This window comes from Neotamlana laminarinivorans (genome assembly GCF_020523925.1).
GTDB lineage: Bacteria > Bacteroidota > Bacteroidia > Flavobacteriales > Flavobacteriaceae > Neotamlana > Neotamlana laminarinivorans.
In genome coordinates this window covers 295,603-311,097 of record NZ_JAJAPW010000004.1, presented here as the reverse complement: position 1 = coordinate 311,097, position 15,495 = coordinate 295,603, and the positions used below count along the sequence as shown (strand labels likewise).

At 33.2% G+C, this 15,495-nt stretch carries 12 protein-coding genes; 3 read left to right on the top strand and 9 right to left on the bottom strand.

Going from position 1 to position 15,495, the window contains the following annotated elements:
• Window positions 1–9: 9 nt before the first annotated feature.
• From LG649_RS10790 to LG649_RS10750, 9 genes are all read right to left on the bottom strand, one after another.
• Window positions 10–1,062 carry an NAD(P)/FAD-dependent oxidoreductase gene (locus tag LG649_RS10790; RefSeq protein ID WP_226543827.1) on the bottom strand — a complete coding sequence of 351 codons (1,053 nt, stop codon included), beginning with the start codon at window positions 1,060–1,062 and terminating at the stop codon, window positions 10–12.
• A 100-nt stretch (window positions 1,063–1,162) separates the two neighbouring features.
• Complete coding sequence (porN, locus tag LG649_RS10785; protein WP_226543826.1) at window positions 1,163–2,053, bottom strand: type IX secretion system ring subunit PorN/GldN; 891 nt, start codon at window positions 2,051–2,053, stop codon at window positions 1,163–1,165.
• A 74-nt stretch (window positions 2,054–2,127) separates the two neighbouring features.
• Window positions 2,128–3,690: a type IX secretion system motor protein PorM/GldM gene (gene porM / locus LG649_RS10780; RefSeq protein WP_226543825.1), complete on the bottom strand. Its 1,563-nt coding sequence runs from the start codon at window positions 3,688–3,690 to the stop codon at window positions 2,128–2,130.
• Between the two features lie 59 nt (window positions 3,691–3,749).
• A complete protein-coding gene (porL, locus tag LG649_RS10775) occupies window positions 3,750–4,391 on the bottom strand; it encodes a type IX secretion system motor protein PorL/GldL (RefSeq protein WP_226543824.1) in 642 nt (213 codons plus the stop codon).
• A gap of 83 nt (window positions 4,392–4,474) precedes the next feature.
• Complete coding sequence (porK, locus tag LG649_RS10770; RefSeq protein WP_226543823.1) at window positions 4,475–5,824, bottom strand: T9SS ring complex lipoprotein PorK/GldK; 1,350 nt, start codon at window positions 5,822–5,824, stop codon at window positions 4,475–4,477.
• Between the two features lie 160 nt (window positions 5,825–5,984).
• Window positions 5,985–7,151, bottom strand: coding sequence for a formimidoylglutamase (locus tag LG649_RS10765; RefSeq protein ID WP_226543822.1), 1,167 nt, complete (start codon window positions 7,149–7,151; stop codon window positions 5,985–5,987).
• A gap of 134 nt (window positions 7,152–7,285) precedes the next feature.
• Window positions 7,286–9,769, bottom strand: coding sequence for a type I DNA topoisomerase (gene topA, locus LG649_RS10760; protein ID WP_226543821.1), 2,484 nt, complete (start codon window positions 9,767–9,769; stop codon window positions 7,286–7,288).
• 138 nt (window positions 9,770–9,907) lie between these two features.
• Window positions 9,908–10,690 (bottom strand): hypothetical protein, encoded by a 783-nt coding sequence (locus tag LG649_RS10755; RefSeq protein WP_226543820.1) that lies wholly within the window; start codon window positions 10,688–10,690, stop codon window positions 9,908–9,910.
• Window positions 10,691–10,802: 112 nt separating this feature from the next.
• Window positions 10,803–12,017: an LVIVD repeat-containing protein gene (locus LG649_RS10750; RefSeq protein ID WP_226543819.1), complete on the bottom strand. Its 1,215-nt coding sequence runs from the start codon at window positions 12,015–12,017 to the stop codon at window positions 10,803–10,805.
• Window positions 12,018–12,184: 167 nt separating this feature from the next.
• Here LG649_RS10750 and miaB point away from each other — a divergent pair, with 167 nt between their 5' ends.
• The 3 genes from miaB to lptE are packed head-to-tail and all read left to right on the top strand — an operon-like array spanning window position 12,185 to window position 15,494.
• The gene (gene miaB / locus LG649_RS10745) at window positions 12,185–13,633 is read left to right on the top strand and encodes a tRNA (N6-isopentenyl adenosine(37)-C2)-methylthiotransferase MiaB (RefSeq protein WP_226543818.1); all 1,449 of its coding nucleotides are present in this window, start codon (window positions 12,185–12,187) and stop codon (window positions 13,631–13,633) included.
• A gap of 59 nt (window positions 13,634–13,692) precedes the next feature.
• On the top strand, window positions 13,693–14,967 hold the full coding sequence (locus tag LG649_RS10740) for a sigma-54 interaction domain-containing protein (protein WP_226544035.1): 1,275 nt from the start codon (window positions 13,693–13,695) through the stop codon (window positions 14,965–14,967).
• 17 nt (window positions 14,968–14,984) lie between these two features.
• Complete coding sequence (gene lptE, locus LG649_RS10735) at window positions 14,985–15,494, top strand: LPS assembly lipoprotein LptE (RefSeq protein WP_226543817.1); 510 nt, start codon at window positions 14,985–14,987, stop codon at window positions 15,492–15,494.
• The last annotated feature ends 1 nt before the right edge of the window (window position 15,495 follow it).

Here is a 15,495-nt window from a genome sequence, read left to right as displayed (position 1 = left end):
TTACTATCCCTAATCTATATTTAAGAATCTGTCGATATTAATTTCTGAGTTTAAAATTACATTATTTTCAATTGAATTAAACAGCTCTTGTGCTGCGTATGGACCAATCATAACACCACGAGTACCTAAACCATTTAAAATGTGCAAGTTTTTATGTTTTTGGTGTGTTCCTACTAACGGCCTTCTATCAATAACTGTAGGTCTCATTCCTGCAACTTGATTTACCACTTTAAAATCGCAATTAATAAGTTTTTTTAGTTTATCTATTAATTCCTTCTTAGCTTTTTCAGTAACATTGTATGTCGTATCTTTCCATTCGTAGGTAGCTCCAACCGTATATAAATCATCACCTAACGGGATTAAAAACACTCCAGATTTTAAAACAAAATCTATATTTATTTCTGGCGCATAAATTGTAATAAGCTCCCCTTTAGTTCCTACTAGCGGTAAATTTTTAAAAAAAGGATTTTGTTTTAAACCATACCCTTCGGCAAAAACAATCTGTTTTGCACTTATATTTTTATAATTTAAAGATTCACTACTAAAATTAATTGAATCATAATCAAAGCCCTCATCAAAAAACAGTTTATTATTAATTAAATCAGTCTTATAAAGTTCTATTAGCGTTTTTACATCTATTTTACCAGAATGTAATACTTCACCAAACCCGAAAGGTGCGTTTAGTTTCTTGTTACTATTTTTAACAAGATTTGTAGATAAAAATGGAGCTAGTAAAGGCTTATCTGAAGCAGTAAACCAATTGTTCTGTTCTTCTGTTGACGCGAATTTTCTGTATACAGGTAATTTATAATCTAACTTAATATGTAATCTTTTTTCAATATCAGCATACATTGGCAAAGCTAAATCGAGTTGCTGCTTACTTTTCCAAACCGATGTAAACCTTCTAAGCACAACAGGATTGTACAATCCGCCTGCCACTACAGATGACTTCTGTGAGTTATTGTCGTAAACTAAAAAGGACTTGTTATTCGCTCTTAATTGTTCGCAAAAACTAACTCCTGCAATACCTAAACCAACTATTATATAATCTACTTGCTTCACACTGCGAAGATATATAGAAAATAAGTTTTTGTATTAATATCAATTATAAAAAACAAAAACGCCCGCTTACAGCGGGCGTTAATTTGTTATGAATTTTGAACTAGTATGTCCACATATCTAATTCGAAATCTCTAATCTTATCTTTAATCCTTTCGGATTCTAGTAATTGCATTAAAGCATTTTCTGAAACATATTCATTAACTGCTCTATCGTTTTGTACGTTATCTTCTTTATAAATATATCCGTGAAAACGTCTTGCGTTTAAGATATGATCAAAAGAAAATGGCATTGAGCTGTTTTCATTATTAAAAGCTTTCGCTTCATGTAGTACCTCTCTTGCATCTGGGAAAAACACCCAAAAAAGTGGTACTAAATCTGGCTCTTCATCGTCAATAAAATTAACATCTGGAGCTACAGGAGCTATACCAATAAGTCTGTATTTCATTTCAGCTTGACGCTTATCGAAATACCACAATCCTCTAATTCTGTACTCTACAATATCAGCAGCACTAATTTCACGTCTATTAACATATTCTGGAGAAACAGTTTCACCAGCATTAATTTGCTCTATACCTAATTCTGTAGTATCAACTTTTACTAGTGCACCTTCTATATCTTTTAAGGTACGCTTAGTTGTAAAATATGAATCGTCATAAATGTTTTCTATCTTTCCTGTTTTTACAGCCTTCATAAGAACATCATATAAAGATCTTCGGTGACTACCAATATTGTTGGTATCTATTGGATAGTATAAAGGAAAATTAGCACGCTCATCTAAAGAAATGCGCTCCCAAACCATTTTAGAGAATAATATATCTCTATCATCTACGTAACCGTATTCTAATGGTTTATCGTTGTCTACTGCTTTTTGACCTTCTGTTCTTACCCCTATTTCCTCTGGGCTTTTGGCATTTAAAATATTTGCTTGTGCAAACATTAACGATGCCGATAAAACAGTAACAGTGGTTAATAAAAAACTTTTTAAATTCATCTTTTTAAAATTTTATTTTTTTACTACAGCCTTTTAATACGGTTAAGTATCAAACAATTTATCTGGTTAAAATATTAATTTGTTAACTCTATAAATACAGGCGATACTTTTTTAAGTATAACGCTAACGCCACTAGCTTTAGCCTCAATATCAAATATTTGAACACTTGAGCCACGTTTTGCTTTTCGTAAAGCACCTTTTGCTCTACTATCTAACTTATTTCCTCTTACTTTTATTGTTGGCTGTCCAGGTACTTTAAAACTAAATCCTGAAACTCGTAATGGCAATTCAAAATCAAAATCGTCAAATTTAGCTCCAATTGTAGAAATTTCTAAAGCATTTCTTTGCATTTTAACAGCGCCATCTTCTCCTCTAATTGTTCCTGTTGGTTTAGGCAAATCTTTAATTCTAAAAGTTGCTCTATCGCTAACTTTTCCTCCATCAGGTAATGTACCTGTAACGTTAATTGTTACTTCTCTACCTTTTACTCTTGTAGCATCCATTATATATTTGCTACCTCCTGCTCTAGATAAACCTTGTGCACTAGCTGATACTTTATTATCAGGCACACCTGCAAAAGAAATAGTCATTGGGTTTTTCACACCGCGGTAAACAACATTCATTTTATCTGCAGAAATAGTAGCAGAGTTTGGTTTAGCAACAGTAGCAAAAGATGAGCTAACTGGAACTTCAATTTCTTCTCCACCTTCTCCAAAAATAAGGTTTCCTTCAATTTTGTGTTCTCCTACGCCACCTGTTCCTATCTTTAATTTTACTTTACCGTCTTCAATTTCATATTGATCTTCAGTTAAAGCTCTACCGTCTAATTTTAACTCTACACGCTTTGGTTTAGTAGAAGCATCTTTACGTCCTAAAACAATTTGTCCATCAAACTTCTCTCCATTAAAATAAGCAGACTTAGTCGTTTCCATTAAAGTAGTATAGTTCGTCATTGATACCTGATTTGATAACTCACCAGCTAACATTTGTGATAACACCTCAGATTCGGTAGTTTTAATATCGGCTTGCAATTGAGTCATTTTAGTTAAAGAAGCCACTAAAGGAAATCCTTTATAATGATAATCTAACCAATCTACTTTAATACCGTCTCTATTTTCAACTTGATCTGTGTTAAATTTCTTTTTAACATCTTCGATCACGGCTTCCATTCCTTTTTCTTCTTTTAAGACATCAATAACACCTTCTCTAAAGGTTGTTATTTTGTTTAAAAACTCTTCGCCTTCTGGTTTAAGTTTTCCACCTTTAAAGAATGCTTGGTCTAAAAACTCGCCTTTATCCATTACTTCGTAATCCTTCTCGTCTTCAACAGTTTCCATCATATCCTTTTTAAGTTCTGATATGTAACCATCAAAGTCATGTGCTAACTTATCTATTTGAGATGCTTTAGCTTGTAAAGGTTTATATTTTTCTGGTTGATCTGTAGCTTTTTGTTCTAAACTTGCAACTAAACTTAAGTTTCTTTCTTCTGTTGCATTATTAGATTCAACAAGCTTCTCATTCATTAACCCAAATGCAGAAAGCACTTCTTTGGACATATTTAGTGCAAGCATAGCAATAAACACTAAATACATCAGGTTAATCATTTTCTGTCTAGGTGATAAATTTCCTCCTGCCATTTTAAATTAGGTTTTTTGGTTAATTAATTTTTGATTTGGGAATAATAATTAACTCCTAATTAGCTTTTGTTCATTGCAGAAAGCATTCCACCGTAAACACCATTTAAAGATGATAAGTTTGATGCTAAAGATTGCATTTGTTCTTTTACTTTAGCTGCATTTTCAACAGATTCTTCATTGATAGCAGCTTGCTTATTAATGCTCTCTAACTGTACTTTGTAAAGACTGTTTAAAGATTCCATTTGAGCTGCTGCTAATGATAATTCTTCTCCATATTTTTTTGTTGCAGCCACAGAATCTACAGTAGACCCCATGTTTCTTGCAGCACCTTCAAAGTTTTTGATACTATCGCCTAAGCTTGCGATTAACTCTCCATCAATTTTGGCTTCTTTTAGTAAACCATCTAATTTTTTAGATAATAATCCTTCTGCATCTTGTGCTACTTCTTTCTTTGCTGTAGCTTGTCCGCCTGCTAATTCAGGATAAACTAAAGACCAATCTAATTCATCTTCTACAGGTTCAAATGCTGATAAAGCGAATATTAATGCCTCTGATACTAAACCAATTGTAAGTAACATGTTACCATTTACTGGTCCGAATTCGATGTGAGTGATTTTGAATAATGCTCCAAGGATTACAACTGCTGCTCCTAAACCATAAGCCATATTCATGAACTTTTTGCTTGCTTTTGACTTTGCCATAATTTTCGATTTTTAATGTTTAAGTAGGTTAATACTTATTGGGTTAATAGTTATTTTAATTATTGATTTATTAGTTTATACCGTTACTGAGTTACGTTTGTCCCCATATAATCCTGAACGGTTCTGAAGCCAATGTAACTTCTTGCTGAATCTTGATATTCGTAATCACGTGAACTTACCTGTAAGAAGTATGCGACGTCCTTCCATGAACCGCCTCTAACTATTTTACGCGTATTATTTCTATCATTAACACTAGGGTTAATTGTAGATGTATATTGATATGCTGAAGGATCATATGAAGCATTTATCCATTCAGATACGTTACCAGCCATATTATACAAATTATAATCATTAGGCTCATAAGATTTTGCTTCTACGGTATATAAGGCTTGGTCTGCGGCATAATCTCCTCTTACTGGTTTGAAGTTTGCCATAAAACAACCTCTATCGCTTTTTGTGTAAGGCCCTCCCCAAGGGTAAGTTGCTGCTTGTAAACCTCCACGAGCTGCATATTCCCACTCTGCTTCAGAAGGTAATCTGAATGCATTTACGTAGGCTGCTCCTTTTGATTTTTGGTATGAATTCTTATTTAAAGTTCTCCATTCACAAAATGCTTTAGCTTGCATCCAAGTTACTCCTACAACAGGGTACTCTCCATATGCATCATGCCAAAAATAATCATTGTGCATAGGCTCGTTATATGAATACGCGAAATCTCTAATCCAAACAGTTGTATCCGGATAAATCTCTATTTCTTCTTTTTTAACTGCATCTTTACGGCTAATTCCTCTATTTCTTGCAGCCTCTACTATATCCATATAGTTATACTGGAATTTAAATTTTTTAACATCCCATGTACGTTGACCGTTATAAGACTCTTCTAAAGGCAAATACATAGTATCCATTACCTCTGCATAATACTCATCTGGGTACTCAGACGTATCAAATATTAAATCTACATCTCTATTTATTTTTCTACCCTCAAAACCAGTAGGCCCAAGACCTGTATAGTTTTCAAACATATACTTTTCATAAACGGACATATTAGCTGTGTCTGCATCTTTAAAAGCATACTCTCCAATACCTCCATCTTCTGGCAATTTACCAACTTCATCTGCTAAAACTGCAAGTTTGTATCGAACAATAGAATCTCTTACCCAATTTACAAACTGACGGTATTCGCTGTTTGTAATTTCTGTTGCGTCCATATAAAACGCCCTAACAGTTACTGTTTTTGATGGCGCATCATGAATACCTGCAAGATCATCATCTGCTTTACCCATTATAAAAGATCCACCTGGGATAAGTTCCATACCATATGGCTTTTCTGGATGCCACTTTTTTCCTTTAGCTCCTACTAGCTCCCCTCTATCGGTAGAGCTACAACTTGCTAATACTGCTATTACTGTAGTTAATAAAATAAACTTCTTCATATCCATAGAAAACTCGAGGTTAATTATTTAGCTTCTTATTTGAGAGCGTAAACATATTTATATATTTTTTAAAAAACAACTTTTTATCCAAAAAAATTACATTTCGTCGTGAAAATTTCGCGCTTTACCGATTAAAACAACGTTTCAACTGACTCTCATCTTACAAGCTATTCTTTTGTATTGCTTTATACCAGCGCTCTGGCACCTTATTATTACATGCATCAATATAATCTTGGTGCATGCATGGTAATAACGTATGTCTTTTTAATTTATTATTAACATTTGACAAAAATGGAATTTCTATCCACCATCTACCTGTTTTATTACTTTTATAAAACACTAACTCCTCTGATTCAGTTAAAGTTATGAATTTTTGATATGAACTTTCATCTGAAAAATCATCATCTTTCACCCTATAATTTACACCTTCAATAAAATACCAAATCATTTGAGCTATTAACATTGCTGTTATTTCATCGTCTTTAGATGGTTTATATTCATAAATTCCAAAAGAACTTACTTTATTACTTATACCTGCATAACGTGTAATGGCACAAATTTCTTTTCCATCGAATCCATTTGGCGAAAATTTTTGTTTTAAACTAACCTCTGCACTTTTAATTGAATTTAAATCGACTGTTACTATATTGGCGTCGCGCATTACTGGTTCTGCAAGAGTAATATTGTTTGCTATTTCGCCCAATCTGTAATATTCAAAATACAAACTCTCCATAAGATCTATTTCTTCTTGTGGATTAAAATAAGTTTGATAACCAAGCGTGGAATAGTTAAAAAGATTATAAGGCTTGTCTAGAATAATTTTACCCACAAAACTATTATTTTTTATAGGCTTACTAGAGTCTCCCAAATTAAATTTAGCATCTACATTTACTATGTTTACCATAGGAATTAAATTATCGTAGGCACGATAATTAGCATAAGTTAAATCTTGAGAGCCACCTAATATTACAGGTATTACATTTGCTTTAACTAGGTTAATTATAGTTTCCTTTAGCGCAAAATAGGTGTCGTTTACTGTTTCGCCTCTACTAATATCACCAAGGTCTGCAATGGTAATATTCCAGCTACCAGGAAAAAGGCTGTAAAATGCCTTTCGAATTTCATTTAACTGAAACGTTTCTCCTATATAATTATAATCGTTTCGGTTTTCTAAAACACCAAGAATTGCAACTTTTACATTTTTTAAATCTGGAATTCCGTTTTGGCTAGAGTGTATTTTTATGTTTGTACCTAAAGTTTGCTGCGAAAGCACCTCGTTGTATGCTAACACAGAATCTGGCACTGGGGACAAAAAACTAAAATCCATTAATCAATATATGGTTTATTTTTAAAACAATGTAACACAAATATTAAAAGAATAAATGGATTTTTTTGAAGAATCTTTAAAAAAAACTTAATAAAAAAACTCACTTAGTGTAAATAGTTTAATAAAAACTTGAATTACTTCTTTTTCGTAGCTTTTTTTCTTGTTTTCTTTTTAGGGGCATTAGCCTCAATAATAGCTTTTGCTTCCTCTAAAGTCATTTCGCTTACATCAACGGTTTTTGCTAACTCTACTTTAGTTTTTCCCTGAATTACATTATGCCTTCCCCAACGTGCTTTTTCAACACGAATAGCACCATCTTCCCAAGAATGAATAAGCTTATCTTTTTCTTTTTGAATTTTATCTTCGATAAGCGTTACAATATCATCATCGGATAAATTATCCCAATCGTATTTTTTGTTTACGTTAATAAACATGTTGTTCCATTTAATATATGGTCCAAAACGCCCTTTACCTTTTTGCACTGGTAAATCTTGATAATGGTAAATTGGCGCATCGGCTTTTTGTTTTTCTTTTATTAAAACAATAGCATCGTCTAATTCAACACTTAACGGATCGATTCCTTTAGGCAACGACACATAAGCTTTTCCAAATTTCACATATGGCCCGAAACGTCCATTATTTACTTCAACCGTTTCGCCTTCAAACTCACCTAAATTTTTTGGAAGTTGAAATAAATCCATCGCCTCTTCGTAGGTTATGGTATTTAATTGTTGGTCTGGACTTAGGCTTGCAAATTGTGGTTTTTCTTCATCATCAACCGTACCTATTTGCACCATTGGTCCAAATTTACCTAAACGCACACTTACTTGCTTTCCTGTTGTTGGGTCGGTTCCAAGAATACGCTCACCAGATTCTCTATCGGCGTTTTCTTTTACATCTTCAACAACCGGATGAAAATCTTTATAAAACGATTTCATCATTTTTTGCCAATCCTCTTTTCCTTCAGCAATATCATCAAAATCCTCTTCAACTTTCGCTGTAAAATTATAATCGAGAATAGCATCGAAATGATTAACCAGGAAATCGGTTACAATCATTCCAATATCGGTTGGCACTAATTTTCCTTTATCTGAACCTACTTTTTCGGTTAAGGTTACATCTTTTATATTTCCTTCTTGAAGTGTTAATTGCGAATATTCACGCTCTACACCATCAACAGTACCTTTTTCAATATAATTTCTATTTTGAATAGTTGATATTGTTGGCGCGTATGTGGACGGACGACCAATACCTAATTCTTCTAGCTTTTTAACTAAAGAAGCTTCAGTATATCTTGCTGGCGGACGCGTATAACGTTCGGTTGCGGTAATGTAGCTATTTAATAAGGTTTCGTTAACCTTCATTGCTGGCAACATACCATCTTGTTCGGCATCTTCATCATCTGTTCCTTCTAAATATACTTTTAAGAAACCATCGAAAGTAATAACCTCGCCGTTTGCTGTAAATGTTTCTTTATGTGTGTCGGCTTCAATTTTCACATTGGTACGCTCTAAATTAGCTTCACTCATTTGTGATGCTATAGCTCGTTTCCATATTAAATCGTAAAGCCTTGCTTGATCTCTATCTATATTTACACTATGCGTTGCAAAGTTTGTTGGACGAATAGCTTCGTGAGCTTCTTGCGCTCCTTTAGCTTTGCCTACATAATTTCTAGGATTACTATATTCGTCGCCATAGGCTTTTTTAATTTCAGCCTCAGCTCCTTTTCTTGCTTCGTCAGATAAATTTACACTATCGGTTCTCATGTAAGTAATTAAACCCGCTTCGTATAGACGTTGTGCCATCGTCATGGTTTTACTTACCGAAAAATATAGTTTACGTGATGCTTCCTGCTGTAAAGTTGAGGTTGTAAATGGTGCTGCTGGTGATTTTTTTGCCGGTTTTTTTGTTAAATCGGCTACTTTAAAGTTTGCAGCAGCATTTTTTTCTAAAAACGCTAAAGCCTCTTTTTTAGTTTTAAAATTCTTAGGAAGCTTTGCTTTAAATGTTTGACCGTCTTCATTTGAAAATTCAGCATCAATTCTATATGATGCTACAGGTTTAAAATCTGCAATTTCACGTTCCTTTTCAACAATTAATCGCACAGAAACCGATTGTACACGACCTGCAGATAAACCGCCTTTTACTTTTCTCCATAATACCGGCGAAAGCTCGTAACCTACAATTCTATCTAAAACACGACGCGCTTGTTGTGCATCAACTAAATCGTAATCTATACCTCTTGGGTTTTCAATTGCTTTTAATATGGCTGTTTTTGTAATTTCATGAAATACAATACGTTTAGTTTTATCTTTATCCAACTTTAACGTTTCGGCTAAATGCCATGCAATAGCTTCTCCCTCGCGATCCTCATCACTTGCTAACCAAACCATTTCGGCTTTTTTAGCTAAATCTTTAAGTTTTTTTACAACCGCTTTTTTATCCTTAGATACTTCGTATTTGGGATTAAAATCACCTTCAACATCTACCCCTAATTCTTTGCTTGGTAAATCGGCAATATGCCCAAAACTAGATTCTACTTTAAAATCTTTACCAAGAAATTTTTCAATGGTTTTTGCTTTTGCAGGTGACTCTACTATCACTAAATTCTTCGCCATACTTCGTGTTTTGAGCTACAAATTTATGTGAAAAATAATTTAACTTCCTAATTTTATAGTACTTCATTATTTTTTTTAAATAAAAAAAGCCTGTATTTAACATCTTAAATACAGGCTGTTAATAATTTAATAAACTATTTATTCTATGGGTGTGCCTATTTCATCAATGGCACTTTTTTCGTTAAAGCCAACTACTTCTTTATAAATTAAATACATTGGATGGAATAAAAATGATTGAATAAAAATACCTCCAATACCACAAGTTATAAAAGTTAACACTAGAATACCCAGATAAGCTACAATAATTAAACCTATGGTAATTCCCCATTTTTTATTACCAAGTTTAAATGCTGTTGATAATATTTCGCTTACCGAAAAATCTTCGTTAAAAGCAAAAACCACAAAAATATATGCTAAAGGCACCGAAAAATAAATCAACGGTATGTAACATAGTAAAGCAGAAGGAATTGCTATTAATATTGAAATTAACATTAGTAAGGCTATTTTACCTATATATTTACCTTTTATAAAATAAAAGAAATCCTTGGCTGTTACGCTTTCGTTAGAGTCTAATTTCCTCATTATTCTGTAAAAAGCAGCATTAAGCGCTGTTACAAGCACACCCAAAACAACACCCCCTATTGAAACTATTATGATATAAATAACAGACATGCTTTGAAAAAAATTATCCATAGCCTGCGGATCTGCATAACCATTTCGTTGCTGATCGATTATCATGGTTATAAAAGGAATATAAAATATTATAATTAAGGGCAACATAATTAACATTGAAAACAATTGCAGCAGCAACCCTTGCACCCAAGTTTTTTTAAAAAGCACAATACACTTATTAAAAATATCTCCAAAATCTAAAGCTCGAGATTGTGCTATTTTTTGGGAAATTTCATTTACAGAATTCATAAAAATTTATTAGTTAACGGTTAGAAAGACTAAATGTAATCGTTTTTTTATAAATACCACAAACAAAAAACGCCACTTTACAGTAGCGCTTTAATATTGAGCAAATTAAATTTTAGTTTAACTGAAATGTACTAATAAGATTGATATCATCTTCTAAATATTTGTATTGATACAACGTATTACCTCCAATCATTAACAATGAGTTTTCAAGCGGTATAACATCTTTAGATTGAATATTGTTGTAATCTTTCACCATACTTAAATCTAACGGATTTTCTTTATTAAATAGTTTTAGTCCAGCGGTGCCATCGCAAACAAAAAGCATATTTCCTTTAATCCCTAAACCGTAAGGATTCTCTAAAGTGTAGCGCGATGCCAAGGTTGGGTTTGCTTTGTCGCTTACATCAATAACTTCTAAAACACTTTCTAGTTGCCCACAAGCATTACCACCGCGCAATGTTAAATAAGCATAATCACCATCTACAACTACAGGATCGCAACTTTCCCAATGTGTAAACTCTGAAATATATTCAGGTGCCGATGGATTACCTAAACTATAAATGTACATACCATTAGTACTACCCAAATACAAATAATTATCTTTTTGAAACATAGTTTCAATATTCCAACCGGCATAATTTGTATTAGTTAAAACGGGTTGCGATAAATTTGAGATATTGAAAATAGACATTTCGTAGGAACCAACAGTATACAAATAATCGTTTACAATTTGAAAACGTGCTAAAGAACCTCCTGTTCCTGTTGTGGATTCCACAGCATTATTAGCAAAATCAGTAAACATTAAATCGTCTTGTTTTTTTCGTCGCTCCGTAGCAACTGTCCATCCAACAATAATATCTTCTTCATAATTATACTTGCTATAATCGGCCTCATCGGCTTCTTCAGGAAAATTATAATCGTAAATAGTAAATACATCTTCTAAGCGTTCAACTAAACTTACTTCATTATTAATATCCGATATATCAAAAACCAACAAATCGGTGGCACTATCTGCGTACAAGTAATCATCTTTAACCGAAATATCTTCATTCACAGGAATTTTAATAAATTTCACTAATACTGGTGTTTCTGGAATTGAATTATCTATAACATGAATACCATCAATATCTCCTACAAATATTAAATCTTTATAAGCATAAATTTTACCAGCTTCCTGTATAATATGTGGCTCTTGAACTGTAACAGAATTTCTAAATTCGGTTTTACTAATTAATTGTGGTGTGGCAACTTGTACCACTTCGTAATTATCATCGCATGAAAAAAAGGGGCAAATAGCGACAAAACAGAGTATTAGTTTTGTTTTCATAGTTTGATTGATTTTATTTTAAAGATACAAAAACAAAAAAAGGTTGCGTGTTTACCTACAATATTTTTAAAATAACTTTAAAACAAAAATTAACTGCCAATTTGTCACCAAACCACAAATAAATTATATCTTTGCATGCTTGTTGAAATGAAATATTTCAAATAATTATGGAAAAGACAATAGACGAAAATAAACAAGGAGAATCATTAATTCTTGAGCAAAAAGAAGGCAATAAACGCAAGCTTTTTATAGAGAGTTATGGTTGTGCCATGAATTTTAGCGACAGTGAAATTGTTGCTTCAATATTATCTGAGCAAGGTTTTAACACTACACAAACCATTGAAGAAGCCGATTTGGTTTTAGTTAATACCTGCTCTATTCGCGATAAAGCCGAACAAACCGTTAGAAAACGGTTAGAAAAATATAACGCCATAAAAAGTAACCACAACCCTAAAATGAAAGTTGGGGTTTTAGGTTGTATGGCCGAACGCCTTAAAAGTAAATTTCTTGAAGAAGAAAAAATTGTAGATTTAGTTGTTGGCCCAGATGCTTACAAAGATTTACCCAACCTTTTAGCTGAAGTTGATGAAGGTAGAGATGCTATTAACGTTATCTTATCAAAAGAAGAAACCTACGGCGATATTTCTCCTGTTCGATTAAATAGCAATGGTATAACTGCTTTTGTATCTATTACACGTGGTTGCGATAATATGTGTACATTTTGCGTTGTGCCATTTACTCGTGGTCGCGAACGCAGTAGAGACCCACAGAGTATTATTGAAGAAATTAACGATTTAGCCAATAAAGGTTACAAGGAAGTTACACTTCTTGGCCAAAATGTAGACAGCTATTTATGGTATGGCGGCGGACTTAAAAAAGACTTTGATAAAGCCAGCGATATACAAAAAGCTACTGCAGTTAATTTTGCCAAATTATTAGACATGTGTGCCATAGCACAACCTAAAATGCGTTTTCGTTTCTCAACATCTAACCCGCAAGATTTTACTATTGATGTTATTGAAACCATGGCAAAGCATAAAAACATTTGCAATTACATTCACTTACCTGTACAAAGTGGAAGCAACCGTATTTTAAAAGCTATGAACCGCTTGCACACACGCGAAGAATATTTTGATATTATTGATAATATTCGCAAACTTATTCCAGATTGTGGTATTAGCCAAGATATGATTTCTGGTTTCCCAACCGAAACAGAAGAAGATCATCAAGACACACTTTCGCTTATGCGCTACGTAAAATACAGTTACGGTTACATGTTTGCTTATTCTGAACGCCCAGGAACTTTAGCCGAAAGAAAACTAGAAGATGATATTCCGGAAGCTGTTAAAAAACGTCGATTAGCAGAAATTGTACAACTACAGCGCGATTTAAGTGAAGACGTAATGAAAAGTAATGTTGGCAAAGTTGTAGAGGTTTTAATTGAAAAATCTTCAAAAAAATCGGATGCCGAATGGTCTGGAAGAACATCAGAAAACTTAGTAGCTGTTTTCCCTAAAGAACATTATAAAGAAGGCGATTTTGTAAACGTAAAAATTAATAGCTGCACAAGTGCTACCTTAATTGGAGAAGCTGTAGGCTATTCAGAAAACAATTAATATTAAATAAAATTTGAAGTCTTGATTACTTTAAATCTTGACTTTTGAATATAGAAAAAATGGAATCTGTTCAAGCAATAAAACAACGTTTTGGTATAATTGGTAATACGCCAGCACTAAACCGTGCCATAGAAAAAGCTATACAAGTTGCACCAACAGATATATCGGTTTTAGTAACTGGCGAAAGCGGGGTTGGTAAAGAAAGTATTCCTAAAATAATACACCAATTATCGCATCGCAAACACAACAAATACATAGCAGTTAACTGTGGCGCTATACCAGAAGGCACAATAGACAGCGAACTTTTTGGTCACGAAAAAGGCGCATTTACAGGAGCAACTCAAACACGTAGCGGTTATTTTGAAGAAGCCGATGGCGGAACCATTTTTTTAGATGAAGTTGGAGAATTACCACTAACAACCCAAGTACGCTTACTTCGTGTTTTAGAAAATGGCGAGTTTTTAAAAGTAGGCTCTAGTAAAGTACAAAAAACTAACGTGCGTATTGTTGCGGCTACAAACGTAAACATGTTTGAAGCTATACAAAAAGAAAAATTTCGAGAAGACTTATTTTATCGTTTAAGTACTGTAGATATTAATCTTCCACCATTGCGCGAGCGACAAGAAGACATCCATTTATTATTTAGAAAATTTGCCAGCGACTTTGCATTAAAGTATAAAATGCCAACGGTTAAACTATCTGAAAACGCTGTGCAACTACTTGTAAAATATCGCTGGAGCGGAAACATTCGCCAATTACGAAACATTGCCGAACAACTTTCTGTATTAGAACAAAACCGAACCGTTTCTGCCGAAACTCTGCGCAACTATTTACCAACAACTGGAAATAATTTACCCGCAGTTATAAAACAAACAAAAGCAGAAAGCGACTTTAGTAGCGAGCGTGAAATACTTTACAAGGTACTTTTCGATATGAAAAGCGATCTAAATGATCTTAAAAAACTTACCATGGAACTCATGAAAAATGGTAACACTAAAGATGTCGAAAAAAACAACGAAAGCTTAATTCAAAAAATTTACGGTAATCCAACCAATGATGATATTGCTTTTGAAGAACATGATGATAATGAAAGTGATTTTTTAAGTATTCCAGAACACACCACACCACCAGTAATAGAAAACGAATCTATAACCGATAAATACCATTTTGCTGAAGAAATTGAAGAAGAAGAAACTTTATCTTTACAAGACAAAGAACTAGAACTTATAAAAAAATCTTTAGAGCGCCACAATGGTAAACGTAAATTGGCTGCTGCCGAATTAGGTATAAGCGAACGCACTTTATACAGAAAAATTAAACAATACGATTTATAATTTTGAGTTTTAAATACATGAAACATTTAAAATATATTATTCTAGTTTGTGTAGCAGTAAGTACAATTTACAGTTGCAAAATTCAATATGGACTAACACAACCTACATCTATTGATGCCGATTCATTTCAAGTAAATAGCTTTGAAAACACAGCGCTTTTAGTTGAACCTGGTTTAACAAGAGACTTTAAACTAGCCTTGGAAGATTATGTTCAAGACCAAACCAACTACAGTTTGGTAACTAATAATGGTGATTTAATTTTTGAAGGCGAAATTACAGATTATCGCATTTCACCAACTACATCAACATCTTCAAACACAGCGGCTCAAAACAGATTAACAATTTCTGTACGTGTACGCTTTATAAACACAAACGACGCAGAAGATGACGTAGAACAAACGTTTTCTTTTTTCTATGATTACGATGGTACAGCACAACTTACAGGAACTTTAAAAACAACAGCTCACGAAGAAATTTTTGACCGTTTAACCCAAGATATTGTAAATGCTACATTAGCAAAATGGTAAC

Excerpts from the sequence above, each read along its gene's own strand:
- porL (WP_226543824.1), bottom strand. The coding sequence starts at position 4,391 with ATGGCAAAGTCAAAAGCAAGCAAAAAGTTCATGAATATGGCTTATGGT.
- porN (WP_226543826.1), bottom strand. The coding sequence starts at position 2,053 with ATGAATTTAAAAAGTTTTTTATTAACCACTGTTACTGTTTTATCGGCA.
- porK (WP_226543823.1), bottom strand. The coding sequence starts at position 5,824 with ATGAAGAAGTTTATTTTATTAACTACAGTAATAGCAGTATTAGCAAGT.
- lptE (WP_226543817.1), top strand. The coding sequence starts at position 14,985 with ATGAAACATTTAAAATATATTATTCTAGTTTGTGTAGCAGTAAGTACA.
- LG649_RS10755 (WP_226543820.1), bottom strand. The coding sequence starts at position 10,690 with ATGAATTCTGTAAATGAAATTTCCCAAAAAATAGCACAATCTCGAGCT.
- LG649_RS10750 (WP_226543819.1), bottom strand. The coding sequence starts at position 12,017 with ATGAAAACAAAACTAATACTCTGTTTTGTCGCTATTTGCCCCTTTTTT.
- porM (WP_226543825.1), bottom strand. The coding sequence starts at position 3,690 with ATGGCAGGAGGAAATTTATCACCTAGACAGAAAATGATTAACCTGATG.
- LG649_RS10765 (WP_226543822.1), bottom strand. The coding sequence starts at position 7,151 with ATGGATTTTAGTTTTTTGTCCCCAGTGCCAGATTCTGTGTTAGCATAC.
- miaB (WP_226543818.1), top strand. The coding sequence starts at position 12,185 with ATGGAAAAGACAATAGACGAAAATAAACAAGGAGAATCATTAATTCTT.
- topA (WP_226543821.1), bottom strand. The coding sequence starts at position 9,769 with ATGGCGAAGAATTTAGTGATAGTAGAGTCACCTGCAAAAGCAAAAACC.
- LG649_RS10740 (WP_226544035.1), top strand. The coding sequence starts at position 13,693 with ATGGAATCTGTTCAAGCAATAAAACAACGTTTTGGTATAATTGGTAAT.